The sequence below is a fragment of the Paenibacillus sp. G34 genome (assembly GCF_056856875.1).
Genome location: NZ_CM166469.1, coordinates 6,267,958 through 6,288,767, shown reverse-complemented (window position 1 = coordinate 6,288,767; position 20,810 = coordinate 6,267,958). Strand labels below are relative to the sequence as shown.

Here is a 20,810-nt window from a genome sequence, read left to right as displayed (position 1 = left end):
TTTCGTGTGACTTATCTCTTACGCCGGGAACCCGCCGCCTGGAGGTGGCCATTCGCCATAGAAACGACGAAGCAAGACAATTTCACCCAGATGATAAGAGTTATGTGAAGCGATATTACGCAGTAATCCACCTTTGGTTTCCCCTGGAAAATAGAGCAATGGATCATCCAGCTGTGCTGTCTCTGCGATGGATACCGCTTGATCAATACCGCTCAGAAATGCCCGAATGTCTTCTTTCCACGTCGCTTCATCCTGTGGGCCTGTCTCCACTGGCCAGCTCTCGCTCACATTCGCTGGCATCTGCGGTTTGCGTCCTTCCACATGCTCCAGCATGAAATTCTGCCAGTAGTGCATATGTTTGACCAATTGGTAGATGGTATAAGGCATGGCCTCATGTGTACGTCCAGCAAGTTCTACATCAATATCGGGAAGTGCTTTGGCAATACGAATATGTCCGCGCTCTCCAACCAGGGATTTCACCAAGGCTTGACCAAAACTTTGATTAACATCTGACATGTGCAATCTTCCTCTCTGAAGAACAGGTCTCTGACCTGTCGTTATATACATTATACAATTAAATTGTGGGAAACTAAAATAAGCTAAACTTCCAGCCTTTATAGGCTCTCTGGCTTCAAAGAAGTTATACCCCCAAATTTTAATTATTTCTAATGTTTCTCGCGTATGTTAGTATATTTAACATCAGAAGCACGAGCCTTAGCAGTGCGGCTTGTGAACGTTGCGATAGTAGGTGGAGAGAGCGATGCGCAATTGGGTCAAAAACGAGAATGTGCAGATGGCTGCCGTTGCCTTGGCTACATCCATAGGCGCACAGTTCAAAATCAATCCCTTTCGGGAAGATTATTTCCGGATCGGCCTCGGGGTCAGCATTCTTTTATTTTTGCTGATGATTATGCCACATTTATCTTATATAAAAACAGGGATTCTCACGGGGCTAGCGAGCATTGCTTTTCAATCGGCCGATCTGATTCACCATGTACACACCTTATCCATGCTGGAGAGCATGTGGGATAACCTGGGGGCCGGTTTGTACTATGTAGTCTTTGCCTATGGGTTGAGTAAAATTAAGCGCCGTTTTCATGAAATTCCTCCACTTCTGCTCGGAGGCATCATCACCGGCATTGATTTTTCCTCCAATCTGGTGGAGTTATTTGTGCGAGGTGTGCTGAGCGGGACGAATATTTTTTATATGCGTGAATGGCTGTATCTACTGATCGTGGGCGGTTTGCGGAGTTACTTTGTCATCGGGCTGTATAACAGTTTCGCGGTCAGACAGATCAGGCTCCTGCATGCAGAACAGGAAAAGCGGATGGAACAGATGTTAAGTGTGAATTCGGGACTATATGGTGAGGTTTTTTACCTGAAAAAAGCGATGAATACCATTGAAGGTATCACGGCTAACAGTTATGAGCTATACCGCGATCTACGTGAGCAGGACATGAACGAATACAGTCAGCGGACACTGGGAATTGCTCAACAGATTCATGAAGTGAAGAAGGATTCCCAGCGGATTCTGGCCGGGCTATTGAAGCTTTATGATAATGAGAAGACGGTAAACATGAGCTTGTCGGAAGTGGTGCATTTTGCAGGTAAGGCCAATCGGAAATACAGTGAGATGCTGGATAAAGAGGTCAAGATCGAGATTGAACAGCAATATGAAGGGGAATCTCCTTACTATATCCCACTGCTCACGGTTATGAATAACTTGCTGGCTAACGCGGTCGAGGCGATTGAGCAGGAAGGCATGATTCGAGTACAGGTGTTTGAACAGGATGCGGATGTACATTTTGTAGTGACGGATTCGGGAAAAGGGGTACCTGCCGCGAAGCGCGGGGTTATTTTTGAACCCGGTTATACGACCAAGTTTAACGAAGTTGGCATTGCGGCCACAGGGATTGGCCTGTCCCATGTACGTGATATCGTGCAGTCACTGGAAGGACAGATTCAGGTAGAAGCCGCTCCATCCGGGCGGGGTACGGTGTTCACAGTCATGATCCCCAGGGTCAATCTAATGAAGGAGGCCGATGCCCATGACACTTTCGATCCTGATCGTGGATGATGATGTGGTGAGCCGCAGCATGTTGCAGGATATTATTGAGACTTGCGGAACCTTAGAGCTTGCTGGCATGGCCGAGGGTGGCCTGGAGGGACAGCGCATGATTCTGGATCTCAGACCGGATGTGGTACTGATCGATCTGTTGATGCCGGATCAAGACGGGATTGAAACCGTGGCGAACCTGAAGCAGAGCGGCTATAACGGCAAATTTATTATGATCTCACAGGTGGTCAACAAAGAGATGGTGGGAGCGGCCTACCAGAAGGGGATTGAATTCTTCATTCACAAACCGATCAATCGGGTAGAAGTGGAACATGTGCTCAATAAAGTGAATGAGCAATGGAAGTATGAGCGTTATGTGCAGGAAATCAAACAGTCCATGGCTCGCCTGAATCTGGTCGAAGCTCCGGCCCCGGCTCCAGCTCAGACCCGAACGGTGCGAGATTCGGCGCGAAGCATATTAATGGACCTGGGCATCATCGGTGAGAGCGGGAGCAAAGATATCGTAGCCCTGATGGAGTATGCTATTGAGCAAAAGCAGGCCTCCGAGCTGCCGCCACTGAAGGAATCCTATGAAGCTGTGGCGCAAAAGTACAGGCTAACGCCTAAGGAAGTGGAGAAGGAGTGCAAGGCGATGGAACAGCGTATCCGCAGAACGGTTCTGACGGCGTTGACGAATCTGGCCTCCATTGGACTTACGGATTACAGCAATCATAAATTTGAGCATTATGCGCCGCTTTATTTTGATTTTCAGGACGTGCGTATGAAGATGAGGGCGATGGAAGAAGAGCAGGCGAGCGACAACAAGAGCAAGGTAAACATCAAGAAATTCCTGCAAGTGTTCTACATGGAGACAGTAGAGAAAATAAATAGCTAAAATAGTAAGTGAATGAAACCCATATTACAGCGCAGGTATGTGTAATTCAGAATTCTAGAGATCCTTTTCAAGGGTCTTTTTTTATTTTGTGTTATATAAAGTTACATAAAAAGAGGGTTTTCTATATGAAAATTTAGATTTTTGTACAAAAAAGTAGTCAAAAACAACATTGTGTTAATTTATTTTTCATATGTTGTTAATAAAATGTGTAGGATTGCGTAAGTTCTCGTAGGTGCAGAAATACAATACGTACATAAATACAAATGATCGATTCGGTCGATTCCAATCTAATCAGGAAAAGGGGTTTTTCCATGAAAAAGGTAGCATCCATCGTTATGGCTTCAGTTCTTGCTCTGGCACTTAGTGCCTGCGGCGCAGCAAAATCAGGAGAAGACAGCAGTGCCCAGTCTGCAAGTGGATCGGCAGTAACCAAATATACATTTGGTACGGATGCAACATATCCTCCGTTTGAGTTTCAGAAGGATGGAAAATACGTTGGGATCGACATTGACCTGATGAATGCCATTGCGGCAGAAGAAGGCTTTGAGGTGGAAATTAAACCGATGGACTTCAAAGGTATTATTCCGGCCATTACAGCGAATCAGTTGGATGGAGCGATTGCTGGCATCAGCATCACGGATGAGCGTAAAAAAGTTGTGGATTTCTCCGAACCCTATTATCAAGCCGGATTGTCCTTAATCGTGAATGAAGCTAACAACGATATTAAGAGCCCGCAGGATTTGAAAGGCAAAACGATTGCGATCAAAAAAGGAACGTCAGGTGCGAATCTCGCTGATGAATATGCGAAGACCTATGGCGCAACCGTGAAATATTTTGATGATAGCCCATCTATGTATCAGGAAGTAGCGAATAAAAACGCGGATGCGACACTTGAAGACTTTCCGGTGGTTTCTTACAAAATTGCCGTTGATCCGAACTCAAAGCTTAAGATTGTTGGTGACCGCTTGAACGGTGACTTCTACGGCATTGCCGTTGCCAAAGGCGATGCTGAATTGCAGAAGAAGATCAATGAGGGACTGAAAAAATTGCAGGCAAACGGCGAATACGACAAGATCGTTGAGAAATATCTAGGAACAGCAGCGAAGTAGAAAGGGGCGGTGACACGGATGGATTCCTCCTGGCAAGTCATACTGGACGCACTGCCTCTTCTGTTAGAGGGAACGGTCGTTACGTTAAAAATTGTTGTGATCTCGCTCATCTTTGCAATGGTGATTGGTCTGATCTCCGGCCTGATGAGCACTTCCCTGAATCGGTTGTTGCGACTGGTGGCTTCGCTTTATGTGGATATCATCCGTGGCACACCGCTTCTGGTGCAGGTATACTTCATTTACTTCGGTCTGCCTGTGTTTCTGGATATGCGTATCCCAGCCATGACGGCGGGCATTATCGCGGTTAGCTTAAATGCTGGTGCATACATCTCGGAGATTTTCCGGGCAGGGATTGAATCTATTGGCAAAGGGCAGCATGAGGCCGCAAGGTCACTAGGTCTGAGTCGTTTCAAAACGATGTGGCTTGTGGTACTGCCGCAGGCGACCCGGCGTATGATTCCTACTTTTGTAAACCAGTTTATTATCACGATTAAGGATACTTCGTTATTATCAGCGATAGGGATTGCGGAGCTTACACAGAGCGGGGAGATCATCGTTTCCGCGAACTTCCGGGCATTTGAAATCTGGGGTACGGTCGGTGTGTTCTACCTGATTATCATCGTGCTGTTATCACGGGCTTCCCGTTTCATTGAAAGGAGGTATGCAATCCGATGATTACGGTAGAGAACTTGAGGAAACAGTTTGGCGCGAACGAGGTGCTGAAGGATATCTCCACAACGATTCGGGAGCAGGAAGTGGTATGTGTGATCGGCCCTTCGGGGTCTGGCAAAAGTACCTTCTTACGCTGCCTTAATCTGTTGGAGGAAGTCACCTCAGGCAAAGTGGTCATTGGCGAGGTGGAGGTTACCTCCCCGAAGACCAACATCGACGAGCTACGCACCAATGTGGGTATGGTGTTTCAGCAGTTCAATCTGTTTCCGCATCTGACCGTGCTGGAGAACATCATGCTGGCGCCCAAACATATCCGGAAGCTGAGTAAAGCCGAAAATGAGAAAAAAGCAATGGAACTGCTGGGTAAGGTAGGGCTGTCTCAGAAAAAAAATGCCTATCCTGATCAGCTGTCCGGTGGCCAACAGCAACGTGTAGCCATTGCACGTGCACTTGCCATGAATCCGAGTGTGATGTTGTTTGATGAACCTACCTCGGCTCTTGACCCCGAGATGGTTGGGGAAGTGCTACAAGTCATGAAAAACCTTGCACATGAAGGCATCACGATGATTGTTGTGACACATGAGATGGGCTTTGCCCGTGAGGTCGCGGATCGGGTGATCTTTATGGACGGTGGTTATATTGTCGAGGAAGGCACGCCGGAGGATCTTTTTCAGAATACGCGTCATGAGCGGACCAAGGCATTTCTTGGCAAGGTGCTGTAACAAGCAGCATCCAGAGCAACACATGGCTACTACTATCTCTCTAATATCAAAATAAAATATGATCATATCCCTTGCGGGTAAACTATAGATCAAGCACATCGGATATGATGAACTTGAACAGGTTTACTTGCAGGGGATTTTGGTTGTCGTGCGTAATACATATAGAAGCTCTATACAAGTTGGAGTGTTCATGTGAACCTATAAATCCAACATTATATAGACGGCTTCACTGATAGCATCATCAGTAAACATCCACGAGCGGGAGGTCAGCATGATGGAGCGAGTAACTCAGATGGATAAAGAGATTTTCCGGTCACATCTGATGCAAGCGATGGAGAAGATTCGAATGCGGGATCAACTGGAATACGAGGAGGTTCAATTGCTCATTAAACCGATATACGAGCCGGAGAAATCTCTAAATGGCGCAGACGAGATGATGCGGCTGGTTGTACTGGCCCCGAACAATGTGCTGCATCGGCAATTTACGGTGGATGAGGCTGTGAATCTCTTATGTTGGCATGTTCCGTTAGTTCCTCTATGGATTGATGTTTCCTTGGTGGAGGTGGAGCAGAAACGGGCCGTGTTTAGACTAGCTTGCAGTTTGCGTCTGCGTAAGCCTACACAGCTTCGTCATGCGGACACAGGACATGCTCCATTCCAGGTAGTATAGGTGCGGATAGGCGAAAGAGTGTGATACTTAGAACAGAACTCGGAGATCAATGCGAATAAGATTCCCGTTAGAACTTCATTAATGAAATGTTAGTTTTCAAAAGTAATTATAATAGGAGGTTCTATATGAATATCAGCGCCAATGAAGAATTGGAGACCATTGCTATTTCAGATGTGCCACATATGAAAATTCACGGAAGAACAACAGGACAACGGTCGCCGGTAACGTTGTTTTGGACAGGCAGTGCAGTCGAATGTAACGTAAAGGGTGCAGAATTTTGGGTAGAAATAGAATCATCTTATGATCTGCTTGAGCCCTGGATTAGCATCATTATTAATGGTGTTCCAGTGAGTCGGCAGATGTTAATCAGAGGCAGAGCCTGGATCTGTATATTCCGTGGGATGAACCCGGCTATGGTGAAAAATGTACGTATCATTAAGGATGTACAGGCGATGAGTGTTGACCCGGGCAACAGCCTGCAGTTTCATGCAGTGAAGGCCGACGGCACGTTCCTGCCTGTAGAAGAGAAACCCCTTAAAATCGAGTTTATTGGAGATAGCATTACCTCGGGTGAAGGAGCAATTGGGGCGAAGACAGAAGAGGACTGGATACCCATGTGGTTCAGTGCACTTCACAATTATACGTTCATGACGGCTGAGGTATTGGATGCAGAATACCGTGTCATCTCTCAGAGCGGATGGGGCGTGCTGAGCAGTTGGGACAACAATCCCGCTGGCAACATTCCGGAGTATTATGAGCAGGTCTGCGGTCTGCTAAAAGGGGAGCGCAATGAGCGGCTTGGTGCGTTGGAGCCACATGATTTTACCTCTTGGCAGCCTGATGTGGTTGTGGTCAATCTGGGTAGCAATGACGATGGCGCATTCCAGTCTCCAGCTTGGACAGATCCAATCACCGGACAAGTGTACAAGCAACGCCTCAACGAAGATGGGACGTATCATGAGGGGGACTTGGCCAAATTCGAGAAGGCGGTGGAGCAGTTCCTGATTAAGCTGCGAAAAAATAACCTGCAAGCGCATATCATATGGGCTTATGGCATGCTTGGAGCTTCCCTGCTTCCCGCAATATACCGTGCGGTGGATGCATATCACAAGCAGACAAATGATCATGCTGTTTCGATCCTGCAGCTGCCGAATACAACCGAGGAAACGATGGGTGCGAGGACACACCCTGGCGATCGATCACATCGCCGTGCGGCTGATGTTTTAACAGAGTACATTCAGCGAATTCTATAATATACAAGTTGAACTGCATCTTTTACACGGAACACTCCGATGACAGAATGGTGTAAATGAATAGTTCAACTTATATAGATTCTCCCAATGGTTGTTATATACCCAAGGGTAACGAAAGACCGCACAGCAGGATGCTGTACGGTCTTTTTGCAGTTGTTTTATGGAGTCCGGTCGTCTAATTCTAATCAACCATCTGTTGCAAGACTTCGCTGTACCTCATATCGGATGGAAATGATCTGTCCGAGCGTCTGGGTACGAATCGTTTTCAGCAGGGTGGGCACGGTGCCTTTTGGAAATAAAGGGATACCTTCACCCAGTACTTTCGGGATAATAGCGACCTCAATTTCATCCAGTAACTGCTGCTCCATCACCGACTGAACAAGCTGGCCTCCACCTAGAATCCACACATCTCCATCGAAGGATTGTTTCATCCTTGGAATCAGTGTCGCCACGTTCTCGGTTGTGAATTGTACATGTGGTGCAGAGGGCTGTTCTGAACGAGAAAGCACATATGTCGGACGATCTGCATAAGGGAATTCCCCCGGTATGGTAAGCACTGCCTCGTACGAGGAACGTCCCATGACCACACTGCCAATCGTTTGATAAAATGTGGCATAACCGTTATCGCCTCCATCACCTTCCACATCAAGTAGCCAATCGAAAGTGCCATCCAATCGGGCAATATATCCATCCAGACTCATGGCAATGTACAGGATTGCTTTTGAATTGGAGGTATTCATATTTCATCGCTCCCTTCCTGTGATACCTGTAGGATACAGCATAACTATGACAATATCTGACGTAGTTTAATAGCTTATTCAAAGTACAGCTAAGGAGGGAGCTTGGAAGCCTGGATCAGCAATGAACTACCGTATCGTTTATCCCTGTAGCGAGCTATGTTTCATTTCATAGATTTTCTGGAGTATATGCTGATTTTCTTCCTTCATCGCATCGGACTCTGCATGTACATAATATTCTACCAGCCTGTACCCGAACACGAACAGAATCATCTCGTGTACACAGTGGTCTGCGAGTGGGGGAGCATCGGCATATTCCGCAAAGCCCTTGTAATACGCAGGGACACAGCGCTGATAATACTCCACCATATGCTCAATATCACACTCATCGGCAACCAGGCTGGCGATATCCTCTCCAAAGTATCCCCACCCTGAGGTATCCCAATCGATGAGCGCGATGTTCCCATCGGCATAGATCAGATTGGTCACCCAGAAATCCCGATGGTTCAACACAAGCGGCAGCTGTTCGATGCGAGCCAATACTTCGTCCGAGTGTTCATCCATATCGATCAACATTTGCCGGATATGGGGTGGGAACTCACAGGCTTCAGAACGGATGTAATCATAAACGACAGGCCATGAGCGATAGTGCAGATACGTATTTTTCATGAGATCGGCATGGCTCAAGTTGGTCAGACTCTTCAGCACTGCGGGCTGTTCCGCGTACAGTTTGCCTTGATAACGCCCTAATTCCAGCGCAGCCTGTTCAAACATTTCAACAGACAGATCCAGACCGGACACGCCGTCGATATATTCCAGCCACAGCTGAAATTCATTTTCTTCAGCATTCATCTCCGCGTAATAACAGGTGGGCCAGCGGAAGGTTTCCGAGAATGTCGTTCCGAGGTCAGACATGTACAGATCATATTCCCGGCGCCATGAACCGGGATCATTATAACGTTCCCATTGTTTCTGAACCTTCAGTACAAGTTGGTAAAGCAACTTTTGGCCATCTTCGGTTTCGGCTGTTCCTGTTACCAGATTGACGTTACCCATAGTTCCGCCATGCAGAGTAGTTGTATGATAGTCCGCTGCAATAATGTTCTTCTTAAAATATTGGTTTAAAACATGAGTTAAGGTTTGAATTGTTATCTTCGTCATCTTCGTCTTATTCATTTCTTCCGACCTCCACTTTTGTTGGTTTGTTTACTCTGAATCCTGTTGATTTTGTTTTTCGCCCTTTTTTCGATGAGGTAGCTGGTTTTATGCTGTACAAACCTGTTCTCCGACTGCTGGGAAGTATAGCTCTGCCAACGTTCATGCTGTAATGAACCGTCCGCGAGTGCTGAGAGAACGGCACATCCAGGCTCGGTCTGATGGCGGCAATCGGTAAAGCGGCACTGAGCGAATAAATCCTCGACATCGGCAAAGCTTGCACGAATACCTTCGTCAGCATCAAAAAGCCCAAGCTCACGCATTCCAGGCGTATCAATGACCATTGCACCCGAAGGCAGCATGAAGAGTTGACGATGTGTTGTAGTGTGTCGGCCCCGACTGTCGTCCTCCCGTATGGCCTGGACTTTCATGACGTCATTTTCATTTAATGCATTAAGCAGCGATGATTTACCCACGCCGGACATGCCGAGAAAGACAACGGTTTGACCCGGAGCAAGATATGGGGCGAGTTCGTTCAGCCCCAGACGGGTATGACTGCTGATCACGTGAATGGGCACATCGGAGATGCGATGTCTAACTTCTGTGAGCATGGGATGTTCCGCTGTAACAAGGTCTGCTTTGGTCAAAATGATGACCGGTTTACCACCGCTTTGTCTGGCTTGAGTCAGGTAACGCAGAATACGATTCACATTGAGATCTTGGTTCAGCGAAGTCAGGATAAATACAACATCGAAATTGGTCGCAACAACCTGCTCCAATATCGTTTTGGCATAGCTTGCAGCATGACCCGCATAGTCTGCACGCGAGAATTTGGACCTTCGGGGCAGCACCTTAACGATCAGGGAATCACCGATATCGTTGTAGCGTAGCAGGACAAAATCCCCCACACAAGGAAAGTCAGTCGGCATATCTGCCTGATAATAAAATGAACCTTTCAATACTGCGGGGACTTCACCGCGCTCTGTCATGACCGTGAATTGCTCGCGCCGTAGTTCCGTAACTCTGCCAGGTATTAATCCATCTGGGACCTCTTCTGTTTCGATATATCCGTAGGTTTTTAAATTCATCATGGGTATAGGGTTAGCTCCTTTAAATGTTGTTTTTGGACGCAAAAATGCCGCAAACAAGCAGCCTCTAAGAAGCTACTGTTTTGCGGCATCAGGACGCAAAAAAGATACGACCTTCATCGTATCTGCAAACAGCAATATTCACGAAAGGTTACTTTGAAGGGCACAACAAAGAATACGGGAGTCATCCCGCTTTTTTTCAGTTATGCCAGCTATTCAGTTTTAATACTGAACCACCAAATCCATATAAGTAGTAGCCAATTAAAACCTCTCCCTTCGTGTAAGGAACTTGCTTATCGCTAAGCTTCTTTACTATAACCTGTTTTGGAAAATGTTTCAATATTAGTTGGAGGCCGATTTCAATTCTTTTTGAAATCCAATTCTCATTTTTCTGACTCCGTGATAAGTGTATGGATTTTGCTCAAATTTGATTTGAAGTAGGTTGTAAAAGACCAACACTTATATTGTTCCGGTATGTCAATTTCATCGAGATGTTGCTGGTTCTGGATAGCCTCTGTCACTAGTACGATTACATCTGTGATATAACCTTTGACATCATGAAGCTCTTGCAGAGAGCAAACTTCTCCATGCCCGGGAATGATTGTCTCCACCTCAAGCTGCTCGATCTGTTCCAATATACGCCGCCACTCCTGTGGGTTGGCATTAGCCAAAACGGGATGATGTTTGGAGAGAACCAGATCTCCTGTGACAACGGTTTTCTCTTCAGGAATGTACAAGATAGCATCACTATGTGTATGTCCTCCGCCAAATGTAAGGAGTTGAACTGTACATTTGCTGCCATGAATGACCATCTGTTGATCAAAGGTTATCGTTGGAACAGTATGTTCCAGATCGGGGAGCATCTGCATAAACTCACGGTCACTGGCATTATCCCAGGCCATCTCGCGTTTTAACTTTATATCGGTCTCTTGCTGCAGTTGTATCTCTTGTTGATGAATCGCCTGATTCATCTGCTCCGTATTCTCCCGATATTGAGCTATTCTTTGTCTTGAAAAGGTATCCATAATCTCGCGGGTAGCCGTTGTCGAGATGATGAGAGCTTCGGGTACAAACACTTGATTTCCAGAGGTATGATCACTGTGCCAATGTGTATTTACAACGTAGGTTACCTGTTTCCCTGTAATAGAAGTGGCTGCTTCTTTCAGGTCGGATGCGGCCTGCGGGGTCAGGAAAGTATCCACGACCATTGTTGCATCGCCCAAATCAATGATGGTTGCATTCCCTAATGATCCTGTTCCTGGAACCGCAATGGCCGCAATGACCTGATCCGTGACATGTTTTAATTCAAAATGCTTGGAGCCTCGAAAGGCTGCGATCTTGTCTCTCAAAATCCCCACTCCGATCTGTTTATTGAAATATATTGTAGAGTTCATATTTTAATTTGAGTGGTAACTTCGGTTAGAATCTGTGTTTGTTGTATCGATCGTAGGCTTCGGCGGGTTATACGTTTCCTACAGTTACATTCATAGTTCCCTGTTGATTTATGATCTGATGAATCATTGCGAGCAGCCGTACGGTAAGATCAGCTCTGAAATTCAGTCGATATCCACCGCGTACGCGGTCGACAAACCCAAGTTCAATGCATTCTGTAAGAACCTGATCCAGATGTATAGTGTCTGGCAGGTGCGTTCGTAGTGTCTTTTCATCCAGTGCATACTCTGGCTTCAAGTCATCGATTTCTCGCAAGAGAATGAGTAAGACCAGGCGAACGTCATCCGATAACAAGTTGAGCGGGAATGCAGCTGCTGTCCTCAGCAATTCCACCGATTCTTTCAAGAATATCGGTGTAGCCATACAAGCAAGGCGATCTTTCGCCCAGAGACCTAAACCTGCTGGACCAAGGTGTATATGTACTAGAGATGGATTTCCACCTGAACTAACAGGTAGTGTAGAGGAAGGACCTTCGGTTAGTGTAATCATATGTTCGAGAAATGCGATTCGATCTGTTAATTCCATCTTATGGAGCGTCTCGCGGATTTGAGGGATTAATGATGTGAGTCCACCCTCACGTCCTAATAGGTAATCGGTCGAGCAATTAAACGTTTCTGCTATCTTTACGATCAGGGGAAGATCCGGTAAAGAATCACTATTTTCCCACTTGGAAACAGCTTGTGCTGACACGGATAAAAGCTTTCCTAACTCCTCCTGCGTCATGCCGCTAGACCGGCGGAGTTGTGCGATCTTTGTTCCCATTCCTTGCAGGTTGTTCATTGTGAAAAACCTCCTTGAACATGTTTTTCTATAGAATAACGTTTGTTCTTCATTATTTGTATGGAGGTCTAGGTGAAACTTCAACCAGCCGTTGATATTTTGATATCGCTGGTTGATTGAACATTAGCTTGGCTTGTAGCTTCGGATGTTAAGGACGAGTATAGATGATGAATTGTCCTTCGGCAGCAGTTTCGCCACCTACCCAGCCTACAGGCAATCCTTGATTTTTATAGACATTAAACATAGTTTCAAAATACGGATGTGGCTCCTTACATAACAATCGGGCTCTCGCAATCTGAAATAGATCACTGCTGATAATATCAGCAAGATGGTTAAGTCGATCAGGATTCAGTCCCAATTCCGTGGCCTGTCCCTCTAATTTTTTCTTCATCATGCCATAGAAGTCTTGTTCTTCTTCATACAGAATAAATGCTCGGTCGAGGGATTTTTGCTCCTCTCCAGAGGCAGGTGGAATATCTCCTAAGGCGTCTGCGGTAATGTCCAGTAAAAAGTAACAAGGCGGCTCAACGTCTTCTCCCTGGTAAAATATCAGGGCTTCTTCCAGATTCGTAAATGAATTTTGTGTCTCGAATGCTGTTCCAGTCACTGCACCGTCATGGGTAATCGAAAGGGAAGCCCCCTTCAATACATCGCCTTCTTCAATGTAATTAATAACCTCACGTACATCTGCAGGAAAGAGATCTTTACGGCTCATCGTTGTTTTCAACCCCCGACATTTAATAGTGAATGTTCTATAGTTCTACATTGGTGCGTGAAGGGCCTTCTTGTCACACAAACTTATTCAAGAATGTTGTGCAGCATACATGTTCGTGGAATAGCTCGGATATGTTACAATTTTACTATGACAAAAAGTGACGTAATTAAGGTGGGGTTCTGATGAATCAACGCAGGCTGGCGATGATGCGCCTTATGGATTCCAGACATAAGTTCACAGCTCGGGAGCTGGCAGAACGATTTGAAGTGTCGGTTCGTACGATCCAGCGTGATCTGGATGCTTTACAGGCGATGGGATTCCCTTTATACACCGAGGTAGGCGTCAACGGCGGATACCGGGTGCTGCCCAATCGGATTTTGCCGCCCTTGCAGCTGACACAGCAAGAAGCACTGGGCCTGTTTATGATGCTTGAATATTTGGAAAAGGTTCCTGATTTTCCGTATGGTATGATTCGGGGGCATCTGGCCGAGCAGTATTTCTCCACGCTGCCTGCGGATGTACAGGAACGGATTACAGGGATGAGAGAGCATATTGCATTTATGCAGCATCCGGGTGAACATCGGGAGTCTCTCACATCCGATCTGTTAACGGCCGCAGTCGAGAAGAGACTTGTTTCATTCAAGTACCATGCCCGTAGCGGCTGGAAAAAGATAAGCGTGTATCCCTTGGGCATCTATTATGAGCAGGGGTATTGGTACATGCCTGCGCGGAATAAAGATCGCGTATTGTTATATCGTGTGGATCGAATAAAGCAGCTGACGGTGCTGGATCAGATCGATGAATCTGTCCCTACACTAAAAACATGGCTGAAACAGGCTGCGCACACAGATGGCGAAGAGGTTGTACTGCAATTTACAGCATTCGGGGCAAGAATAGCGGCATCGGATGCGTTATTCAAGACCGTATCAGAGCAAAAGTGGTGCGGCATTGTGCCGCATTCGGAGTTTGCTTTTACCGCGCGTAGGCTACTCTCCTATGGACCCGAGGTTAAGGTGATATCGCCACCGGAATTGCAGGAGCAGGTTCGTGTGATGTTAGAGCAAAGTCTGGCGCAGTATAGGAACGAATAGAGGAATTAATAGAGGATTTTGGCTTCTCATATGGAAGATATAGAAGTGTTACCCGAAATGCTGGGGCATGACTTAACGTAATCTTATATCGATTCAGCGAAAGGGGGGCTACCATGATTCGATTCATAAGAAGTTTTAACACCCGCTCTATGCAGAGTCCATGTGAGGAACAACGGCGGTTGTTTGCATAGAGCCTAATATCCATTTCCGCCATCATTGACGTGATGAAGTCAGAAGTTTCCTCGTGAGGCTCTGCTACCTTAAAAGATTAACTTTTTAAGGAGTGGAGTACGATGAAATATGTAAATGCAGATGCCGTCTTTCCGAAGGCATTGCTCGAAGAGATACAGCGACATCTCCCAGGTGGATTAATCTATATTCCGAGGCCGAAGGACACCCATAAGAAATGGGGAGAGAATTCAGGCGGTCGACAACTAATTCGGGAACGGAACAACGAGATATGCCAGAAGTTTGCTACGGGATCAACGATCGATGAGCTTGCAGATCAATATTGTTTATCCTTGGAAAGCATCAAGAAAATTGTATATTGCAAAAAAGTGAAGTGAAGTTGAAATCAAGTGAGATGAAACTGGATAAAGTATGAGTCACATTCGAGCTATCGGATGTGGCTTTTTACTATGTACTTTTGGTGTGCGGACATGTAGATGTACAGAATGGTTAGAAAACGAATATTACGTATCTGTCCGACACTAGTATCCGTACAATAGAGTCCAGAGCACGCGTTTACTTATATATAGAGTAAGGAAGCGGGCGTAACCAGCGGAAGGAACGGTGATCTGTAACATGAACATCCAAGTGGAACTGACGAATTCAGACAAGGCGTACATCATCAAAAACATGTATCCGTTATACCTGCATGACCTGTCTGGACATTATGGGATGCGGGAGGGACATCGACCGAATAAACATGGCATTTACGAGGAAGATTCTGCTTACCGAACGTTACAAGACCAATATGATGTGCAAAATATATGGTGGGAAAAGCCGGGCTGTCTCTATCCTTTTTTGATCATGGCCGAGGACAGGCCTGCTGGATTTGCAATGGTAGCAACACCGCCTCACTGTGCGCCGGGCATCGATTTTTTCATGCATGAATTTTTCCTGCTACAGCCGTATCGGGGAACGGGTGTCGCGGAGAAAGCGGCTGTAATGATCTTTGCTATGCTTAAGGGCAACTGGGAGATATTCACCAATCCAGGGGACAAAAACAAAACGGGTCAGCATTTCTGGCGCAAGACGGTAGCGAATTATACGCAAGGTTTGTACGAGGAAGAGGTAGCCATGACTGCAGACGAGGATGGGCTCAAATTGATCTTTCGTTTCTTGAATCATGCCGTTGAGAGTTAGGCGGGTAGGTCGGAGTATTACAATTGTGCAAACCATCTAACAAATCAGGCTCACACTTCACCTGATACAGGTCGTGTGAGCCTATGGAAATGTTGTAGCATGGATGTGTAGCTGTGATCAGGACTGATTCATTTTTCCTTTTTCAACACTTAAAAAACGTAAGGAAGATTTCGCTTTATCAGGTAAATACAGATTCAAACGCTGCTGTGTATATGGTCCAACTTCTGTATGGAAATTGCCAGCTTCGTCAAACTGTACAGTGACATCTTCGATATGAATCGATACAGGACCTTCTTGTACTTTAATAACAACGCTCTGCCCTTTAAGACTCAGGAATTTACCTTCCAGAATCAAACGTCCATCATTCTTATATTGAGCAAAGAATGTTTGATCTTTATATGTGGAAGGTTTGATATATACTTCTTTATTAGGCATTTCAGGAAGAGTAGATTTGTCTGTAGGCTTTAAAGGACTACCTTTCAAGCTGTTGAGTGAATCTTGCAAGTGCTTTAGAATAACAAGTGCTTCTGCCTTGGTAACGTTGCGGGAGCCTTCATAACCGGTATAAGACAATTCCGTTACGCCCCGGACGTAATCTTTGGCAAGTACATATCTGACAGCATCATACCCATCCCAATGTTTCCCGTCTGCGGCAGCTGCAATCTCTGCTATTTGAATACGAGTGATTGGCTGGTTACGGTACTCTTTTTGTGTTATACCTGTTAGCGGATAGTTTCGATCCTTGGCTATTTGGTAGGCTGCATCAACCTCTGTCTTTTTGCCGCTTTGATAGGATGTAATATCAATCCGATATGTTTTCAGTAACATCATCCAGAATTCTGCTTCACTTACCATTGCATTGGGTTTCAACTTTCCATTGCTTGCCGGGGTAATAATACCTGTATTCAGTCCCCATTCGAGTGTTTCCTGCAAAGGGTGACTGACAGCATCAGAGGGTAATGTCTTGGAAGTACTGCTATAATTTTTCGTTTTCCATTTCGGATAAACCTTAACTTTGATTCGTGCTGTTTTTCCTTCCAATGTGGCTTTGATGGTGTAGTCTCCAGGTTTGAGGGCAGTGATCATTCCTGTTGCAGATATACGAAGTCCATTATCCTTACTGCTTATGTATCGTATTCCTTCAGTTACCTCATCAAAAGTGCTATCGTCGTAGTGACTGTACCATATCGTTTGCTGCTGCTCACCCTGATTTAACGTAATTTCATCGGTATACGGACGAATGGAAGTGAGACTGTGCCCTTTTCCTGTAGTAAACGACCATGTTTTTGATTTTGACTCTGAACTTTTGCCGATAGAATAGATAAGCGAAATGGTATACGTATGATTGCCTTTTAAAATAGACTTGGGATAAACAAACAGGGTGTTACTTTTTAACTCCTCATAATACGGAACAACCTTTCCGAGGTTATCTTTGATCTCTACCTGATGATTAGTGATTTTATCTGTTGCGACAGCTGATATGATATAACCGGAAAAATCCACTTTAAATTGAGCCAGTGGGTTAGGGATTTCGAATCCATAGAATCCTACAGGGACATTGATTTGTTGATCATAGGGATATACAGCTACGACATCATTCTTTGATGATGTGGTCCATGACCCGGCTAAATCAACAACAGCTGTGCCATCAACCAAAGCAATACCTATTTCGTCAAAAGCAGCGTCTAAAATAATATCGCGGTGATATGCGGTATCCAGCCAGCCCTGCATCGCATGTGAGCTGCTCGTTTGCTGGAAGTGCATAACTTCTCCGCTGGAAAACGCTCTACTTGAGGGTTGATAATTCGCGGTAACCAAGCGATTTTTAACGCTTTTTCCTGTAAATCCTGGCGTGTCTTCAATTTCGGAGTGTGCTTTTAATCCGGGAAGCTTACTTTTGTTAGCGTTATAATACGAAGCGTGATTATTTGCGGCTCGTGTGATCGCTGCATTTAATTTTACTGGAGGTACGCCCACTTTTTCACGAACCGAGTTGAGAAAATCAAGCGCATCCAATTGATCCTGGGTATACCCGGAACCGGTGCTGCTGTCTGCACTGGCTTGTGTTATACCGATGGAACTGAAAGTGGATGTCATAATGGTGAAAAGAGATACGAATGCGAATAGAGATGCCAATCGAGTAATGAAGCTTATTCCCCTCTTTGGAGTTTGTTCTCGCGTAAACAATGTATATAACCTCCCTCTGTGTAATATGAATACATTCGACAATTTCCTCTGTGAATCCTTCTAACGTTGTTATATGCTATTTTTTGTGCTTACATGGACATGATGTGCTCTTGTACATCAGAAAGAGACTTCTCCCAGATGCGAATCGCAGAGAAAGCCTCTTTCTGATGATTAGATTAGGAATTCGTCCGGGTAAACGTGGCATTGCCCTTCGCTGTAGCGTTACCATCAGCACTCACGGCTTCCAGAGACGGGGAGACATTTGCATCAATGCGAGCAACATAGTTGGCGTGACGGATCATGCGATCCGGTACATTGTGTGAAGTGAACTGGCTGTAGCCTGTAGCTTCAGGCAAGGATGGGCCCAGCATTTTGACTTCATGCAGTGTTGGGGTGTACCAGTTGCCCGGATTGTTCCACAATACGGCGTTGACCATATTGATTCGCACATAGCGGGCCGTGAAATGCACCGCATCCGTGGTGAAACCGTACGTCAGATTATTAGTGCGATCCAGCGTGGAGTAATTGACGCCATCGTTGCTAATCTCGATTTTGTATTTGTAATACCCCTCGGAACCTTTATACATAAACCACGAAGTGTTAATCTCCGTAATGGTCTTTGGTGCTCCAAAATCGACCTGCCACCACGCAGGCCAGCTATTGGAAGAAGCCACCCACGAGGTCTGGTAGTTACCGTCATTGACAAGGGAAGGGGACGAGCCAGAGGCCGTCGAGCTGGCGGAGGCTGCTTTGCCTTGGGCATGATTGACGAGAGCGGGTAACGTGACCTGACCTGTTGTCGCATCAATATTCCATGTCGTATGCCATTCTAGCGAGGCCGTTCCATTGCCATCATTCAACGTGAGGGGCAGCCAGATGTGTTTATGCTCGCCAAGGTTCATCGGATTCCAGCGATCCGCCATATAGATATAGGAAGTGGCGCTGCTGCCCTGGATCGTGGCAATATCATGAATCTGGGAGCCGAAGGCAGACGGGTTGCCATAAGGGGTAAGCACAGACCATGGTCCGGTCATCGAAGTAGCTGTAGCGTAAGCACCTTGGTTCGGATACCAGCCAGCCGCCTGGGAGGTGAAGAGGTAGTAGCGATTTCCTTTTTTCACAACAGCAGGGGCTTCACGGTATGCATTCTCGAACAACCATCCTACAAAAGATTGTACCCCCGTGTAGCTTGAATTCATTCTAAAAACAGCCATCGTATCATTCGCACCGCCGTTTTTGCGAGAAGCAGTAACCAGATAACCCGTTCCGTCCGTATCCACAAAAACAGTCATGTCACGGGATTCATAGTCAAGTGGACGGAAGCTGCCTTCATACGTAAATTTGCCGTTCGGTGTACTGCTTGTGGCTACCGCAACGCGGCCGAGGTTGTAGTCTGTTCCGTTCTCATAGTGAGCCCAGAGCACATACTGCTTGGTGGAGGTGTTATAAATTACTTTAGGACGTTCAATCTTGCTTGAGGCGAGTTCTGTCGCGGAGCCTTTGGTCAGGATGGCATTGCTAAAAGTCCAATTTTTCAAATCCGTTGAGGTGTAGACGTTTACACTGTCAAATTTGCCGCCCACCGCATGTTCTCCATACAGATAATACGTTGAACCGACCTGCAGGATATTACCGCTGTTGGCGTGAATGGGATTGCCAGCCGTATCAAGCCAATCGGTGCCATTGGTGATTGCTACACTTGCCGCGCTGGTCCGTTGAGGATGCAGGCCAAGCAAGGTTAATGCGAGTGTAAAAACCAGAAGCCAGACCGTCTTACGTTTTCCCATTACGTACACCTCCATATAGATTGGAAAATAATTAAAGCGCTTTCAAATCTATTGTAGTTGATTTACAATATTTAGCAAGTGAACAATTCAATCATAGCTGAACAAAGCAGTATCTTAGGGGGATAAGCGGCGGTAGCATCGATCCACTCCAACATAAGTGATTGGATATGAAGCCAATTGGAAGGTTATGGCGTATGTAACCGTTAGGGAGTTTTCCAAAAAAATGATTAGTAATTAGATATAAGCACTGGAGGTACTGGATGAGATGAATGCGACGAAAAATCCGTTATACTACGAGATAAACTCTGTTGAAGACTACATATCGATGATCAAAGAGATGCCTCATGGTCAGGAGGGGTATTATTATCGCGGAGAAAACAGGCGATATGTGACTCTATCCTCGTCCTTACTTCGATCAGGAATAGCACGATTGCTCCGGGATAACCCGGAATATTATGTGGATACAGTAAACGATTATGTTCGAGATATGGCAGATCAAGCGGGAGAGTGGGAGTGCCAGCATGTGCTGGCCTGGTGTCACCATGAGGGTCTGCCTACGAATCTGCTGGAACTTACAGCGTCTCCGCTACGCGCATTGTATTTTGCCTGTTTGGGCCGCACCGACCATAGCGAGGAGCCGAGTCAGGCAGGTTACGTATATGGTTTTGCGAGAGAGAGTACAGTCGATGTGACCGAACTCATATTGGAGAATGGGAAAATGAAGGCATCTCGTTATAACTTGATTGAGGATATGGGCGATGACCCGCGATGGATAGATCTGCTGTCGGATAACGATAAAAAGAGATCATCATACCCTGATCTGGCCCAATTCCCCTACCTGACTTACCAGGTCCCACACAAATATAGAGGTTCAGACGAACCGAATGGCCTATATTTCTATCAGTTGTTTCAGACGGTTTCCTCATCGTCCAGTCCGGAGTTTTCTTTTGATATCATGCAACAGCAGTACACACCTTCGCTGATCGTTAAAGTGAGCAATCAGACAGAGATTCGAGAGCAGCTTCATCACCGATTGGGGCTGTACAAGTGATTGAGATATCGCTACATTTTTT

General features: G+C 45.9%; 20 protein-coding genes. 11 read left to right on the top strand and 9 right to left on the bottom strand.

The annotated features are described in order from the left end of the window. Positions 1 to 18: 18 nt before the first annotated feature. The gene (locus tag AC1VYS_RS28320) at positions 19 to 516 is read right to left on the bottom strand and encodes a DinB family protein (RefSeq protein WP_482912414.1); all 498 of its coding nucleotides are present in this window, start codon (positions 514 to 516) and stop codon (positions 19 to 21) included. 244 nt (positions 517 to 760) lie between these two features. On the opposite strand from AC1VYS_RS28320, the gene AC1VYS_RS28315 reads away from it, so the two are divergent. The 7 genes from AC1VYS_RS28315 to AC1VYS_RS28285 all read left to right on the top strand — a co-directional run bounded on the left by AC1VYS_RS28315 (position 761) and on the right by AC1VYS_RS28285 (position 7,377). Continuing rightward, positions 761 to 2,077 carry a sensor histidine kinase gene (locus AC1VYS_RS28315; protein ID WP_482912413.1) on the top strand — a complete coding sequence of 439 codons (1,317 nt, stop codon included), beginning with the start codon at positions 761 to 763 and terminating at the stop codon, positions 2,075 to 2,077. Further along, positions 2,049 to 2,951 carry a response regulator gene (locus AC1VYS_RS28310; RefSeq protein WP_482912412.1) on the top strand — a complete coding sequence of 301 codons (903 nt, stop codon included), beginning with the start codon at positions 2,049 to 2,051 and terminating at the stop codon, positions 2,949 to 2,951. Before AC1VYS_RS28315 ends, AC1VYS_RS28310 begins: the two co-directional genes overlap by 29 nt. Before the next feature lie 311 nt (positions 2,952 to 3,262). Next, positions 3,263 to 4,060, top strand: coding sequence for a transporter substrate-binding domain-containing protein (locus AC1VYS_RS28305; protein WP_482912411.1), 798 nt, complete (start codon positions 3,263 to 3,265; stop codon positions 4,058 to 4,060). 18 nt (positions 4,061 to 4,078) lie between these two features. After that, positions 4,079 to 4,735, top strand: a complete 657-nt coding sequence (locus AC1VYS_RS28300; protein WP_090923441.1) for an amino acid ABC transporter permease — start codon at positions 4,079 to 4,081, stop codon at positions 4,733 to 4,735. Next, positions 4,732 to 5,454, top strand: coding sequence for an amino acid ABC transporter ATP-binding protein (locus AC1VYS_RS28295; RefSeq protein WP_482912410.1), 723 nt, complete (start codon positions 4,732 to 4,734; stop codon positions 5,452 to 5,454). The genes AC1VYS_RS28300 and AC1VYS_RS28295 overlap by 4 nt, the downstream gene beginning before the upstream one ends. 274 nt (positions 5,455 to 5,728) lie before the next feature. After that, positions 5,729 to 6,124 carry a hypothetical protein gene (locus AC1VYS_RS28290; RefSeq protein WP_482912409.1) on the top strand — a complete coding sequence of 132 codons (396 nt, stop codon included), beginning with the start codon at positions 5,729 to 5,731 and terminating at the stop codon, positions 6,122 to 6,124. Positions 6,125 to 6,255: 131 nt separating this feature from the next. Further along, positions 6,256 to 7,377 (top strand): SGNH/GDSL hydrolase family protein, encoded by a 1,122-nt coding sequence (locus AC1VYS_RS28285; protein WP_482915153.1) that lies wholly within the window; start codon positions 6,256 to 6,258, stop codon positions 7,375 to 7,377. A 185-nt stretch (positions 7,378 to 7,562) separates the two neighbouring features. Here the strand turns inward: AC1VYS_RS28285 and AC1VYS_RS28280 are convergent, their stop codons facing one another. The 6 genes from AC1VYS_RS28280 to AC1VYS_RS28255 form a co-directional block, all read right to left on the bottom strand. Further along, positions 7,563 to 8,117 (bottom strand): dihydrofolate reductase family protein, encoded by a 555-nt coding sequence (locus tag AC1VYS_RS28280; protein ID WP_482912408.1) that lies wholly within the window; start codon positions 8,115 to 8,117, stop codon positions 7,563 to 7,565. Between the two features lie 138 nt (positions 8,118 to 8,255). Then, positions 8,256 to 9,290 (bottom strand): aminoglycoside phosphotransferase family protein, encoded by a 1,035-nt coding sequence (locus AC1VYS_RS28275; RefSeq protein ID WP_482912407.1) that lies wholly within the window; start codon positions 9,288 to 9,290, stop codon positions 8,256 to 8,258. Next, positions 9,287 to 10,360: a ribosome small subunit-dependent GTPase A gene (gene rsgA / locus AC1VYS_RS28270; protein WP_482912406.1), complete on the bottom strand. Its 1,074-nt coding sequence runs from the start codon at positions 10,358 to 10,360 to the stop codon at positions 9,287 to 9,289. Before rsgA ends, AC1VYS_RS28275 begins: the two co-directional genes overlap by 4 nt. A 380-nt stretch (positions 10,361 to 10,740) precedes the next feature. Further along, entirely contained in the window at positions 10,741 to 11,706 is a 966-nt protein-coding gene (locus tag AC1VYS_RS28265) for an MBL fold metallo-hydrolase (protein ID WP_482912405.1), read from the bottom strand. A 112-nt stretch (positions 11,707 to 11,818) separates the two neighbouring features. After that, positions 11,819 to 12,589, bottom strand: coding sequence for a helix-turn-helix domain-containing protein (locus AC1VYS_RS28260; RefSeq protein ID WP_482912404.1), 771 nt, complete (start codon positions 12,587 to 12,589; stop codon positions 11,819 to 11,821). A gap of 148 nt (positions 12,590 to 12,737) precedes the next feature. After that, positions 12,738 to 13,304 carry a hypothetical protein gene (locus AC1VYS_RS28255; RefSeq protein WP_482912403.1) on the bottom strand — a complete coding sequence of 189 codons (567 nt, stop codon included), beginning with the start codon at positions 13,302 to 13,304 and terminating at the stop codon, positions 12,738 to 12,740. A 182-nt stretch (positions 13,305 to 13,486) separates the two neighbouring features. On the opposite strand from AC1VYS_RS28255, the gene AC1VYS_RS28250 reads away from it, so the two are divergent. The 3 genes from AC1VYS_RS28250 (at position 13,487) to AC1VYS_RS28240 (ending at position 15,763) form a co-directional block, all read left to right on the top strand. Then, the gene (locus AC1VYS_RS28250; protein ID WP_482912402.1) at positions 13,487 to 14,395 is read left to right on the top strand and encodes a helix-turn-helix transcriptional regulator; all 909 of its coding nucleotides are present in this window, start codon (positions 13,487 to 13,489) and stop codon (positions 14,393 to 14,395) included. A gap of 293 nt (positions 14,396 to 14,688) precedes the next feature. Continuing rightward, positions 14,689 to 14,961, top strand: a complete 273-nt coding sequence (locus AC1VYS_RS28245) for a CD3324 family protein (protein WP_482912401.1) — start codon at positions 14,689 to 14,691, stop codon at positions 14,959 to 14,961. Between the two features lie 238 nt (positions 14,962 to 15,199). Beyond that, on the top strand, positions 15,200 to 15,763 hold the full coding sequence (locus AC1VYS_RS28240) for a GNAT family N-acetyltransferase (RefSeq protein ID WP_482912400.1): 564 nt from the start codon (positions 15,200 to 15,202) through the stop codon (positions 15,761 to 15,763). 117 nt (positions 15,764 to 15,880) lie between these two features. Here the strand turns inward: AC1VYS_RS28240 and AC1VYS_RS28235 are convergent, their stop codons facing one another. Continuing rightward, positions 15,881 to 17,899, bottom strand: a complete 2,019-nt coding sequence (locus tag AC1VYS_RS28235; RefSeq protein ID WP_482912399.1) for a CAP domain-containing protein — start codon at positions 17,897 to 17,899, stop codon at positions 15,881 to 15,883. 227 nt (positions 17,900 to 18,126) lie between these two features. Beyond that, the gene (locus AC1VYS_RS28230) at positions 18,127 to 19,737 is read right to left on the bottom strand and encodes a family 43 glycosylhydrolase (RefSeq protein WP_482912398.1); all 1,611 of its coding nucleotides are present in this window, start codon (positions 19,735 to 19,737) and stop codon (positions 18,127 to 18,129) included. A gap of 265 nt (positions 19,738 to 20,002) precedes the next feature. On the opposite strand from AC1VYS_RS28230, the gene AC1VYS_RS28225 reads away from it, so the two are divergent. Then, on the top strand, positions 20,003 to 20,788 hold the full coding sequence (locus AC1VYS_RS28225) for an FRG domain-containing protein (RefSeq protein ID WP_482912397.1): 786 nt from the start codon (positions 20,003 to 20,005) through the stop codon (positions 20,786 to 20,788). Positions 20,789 to 20,810: the final 22 nt, after the last annotated feature.

Bases quoted from the DNA above. Each gene is read 5' to 3' on its own strand.
- AC1VYS_RS28320 (WP_482912414.1), bottom strand. From the start codon at position 516: ATGTCAGATGTTAATCAAAGTTTTGGTCAAGCCTTGGTGAAATCCCTG.
- AC1VYS_RS28315 (WP_482912413.1), top strand. From the start codon at position 761: ATGCGCAATTGGGTCAAAAACGAGAATGTGCAGATGGCTGCCGTTGCC.
- AC1VYS_RS28310 (WP_482912412.1), top strand. From the start codon at position 2,049: ATGACACTTTCGATCCTGATCGTGGATGATGATGTGGTGAGCCGCAGC.
- AC1VYS_RS28305 (WP_482912411.1), top strand. From the start codon at position 3,263: ATGAAAAAGGTAGCATCCATCGTTATGGCTTCAGTTCTTGCTCTGGCA.
- AC1VYS_RS28300 (WP_090923441.1), top strand. From the start codon at position 4,079: ATGGATTCCTCCTGGCAAGTCATACTGGACGCACTGCCTCTTCTGTTA.
- AC1VYS_RS28295 (WP_482912410.1), top strand. From the start codon at position 4,732: ATGATTACGGTAGAGAACTTGAGGAAACAGTTTGGCGCGAACGAGGTG.
- AC1VYS_RS28290 (WP_482912409.1), top strand. From the start codon at position 5,729: ATGGAGCGAGTAACTCAGATGGATAAAGAGATTTTCCGGTCACATCTG.
- AC1VYS_RS28280 (WP_482912408.1), bottom strand. From the start codon at position 8,117: ATGAATACCTCCAATTCAAAAGCAATCCTGTACATTGCCATGAGTCTG.
- AC1VYS_RS28275 (WP_482912407.1), bottom strand. From the start codon at position 9,290: ATGAATAAGACGAAGATGACGAAGATAACAATTCAAACCTTAACTCAT.
- rsgA (WP_482912406.1), bottom strand. From the start codon at position 10,360: ATGATGAATTTAAAAACCTACGGATATATCGAAACAGAAGAGGTCCCA.
- AC1VYS_RS28260 (WP_482912404.1), bottom strand. From the start codon at position 12,589: ATGAACAACCTGCAAGGAATGGGAACAAAGATCGCACAACTCCGCCGG.
- AC1VYS_RS28255 (WP_482912403.1), bottom strand. From the start codon at position 13,304: ATGAGCCGTAAAGATCTCTTTCCTGCAGATGTACGTGAGGTTATTAAT.
- AC1VYS_RS28250 (WP_482912402.1), top strand. From the start codon at position 13,487: ATGAATCAACGCAGGCTGGCGATGATGCGCCTTATGGATTCCAGACAT.
- AC1VYS_RS28245 (WP_482912401.1), top strand. From the start codon at position 14,689: ATGAAATATGTAAATGCAGATGCCGTCTTTCCGAAGGCATTGCTCGAA.
- AC1VYS_RS28240 (WP_482912400.1), top strand. From the start codon at position 15,200: ATGAACATCCAAGTGGAACTGACGAATTCAGACAAGGCGTACATCATC.
- AC1VYS_RS28230 (WP_482912398.1), bottom strand. From the start codon at position 19,737: ATGGGAAAACGTAAGACGGTCTGGCTTCTGGTTTTTACACTCGCATTA.
- AC1VYS_RS28225 (WP_482912397.1), top strand. From the start codon at position 20,003: ATGAATGCGACGAAAAATCCGTTATACTACGAGATAAACTCTGTTGAA.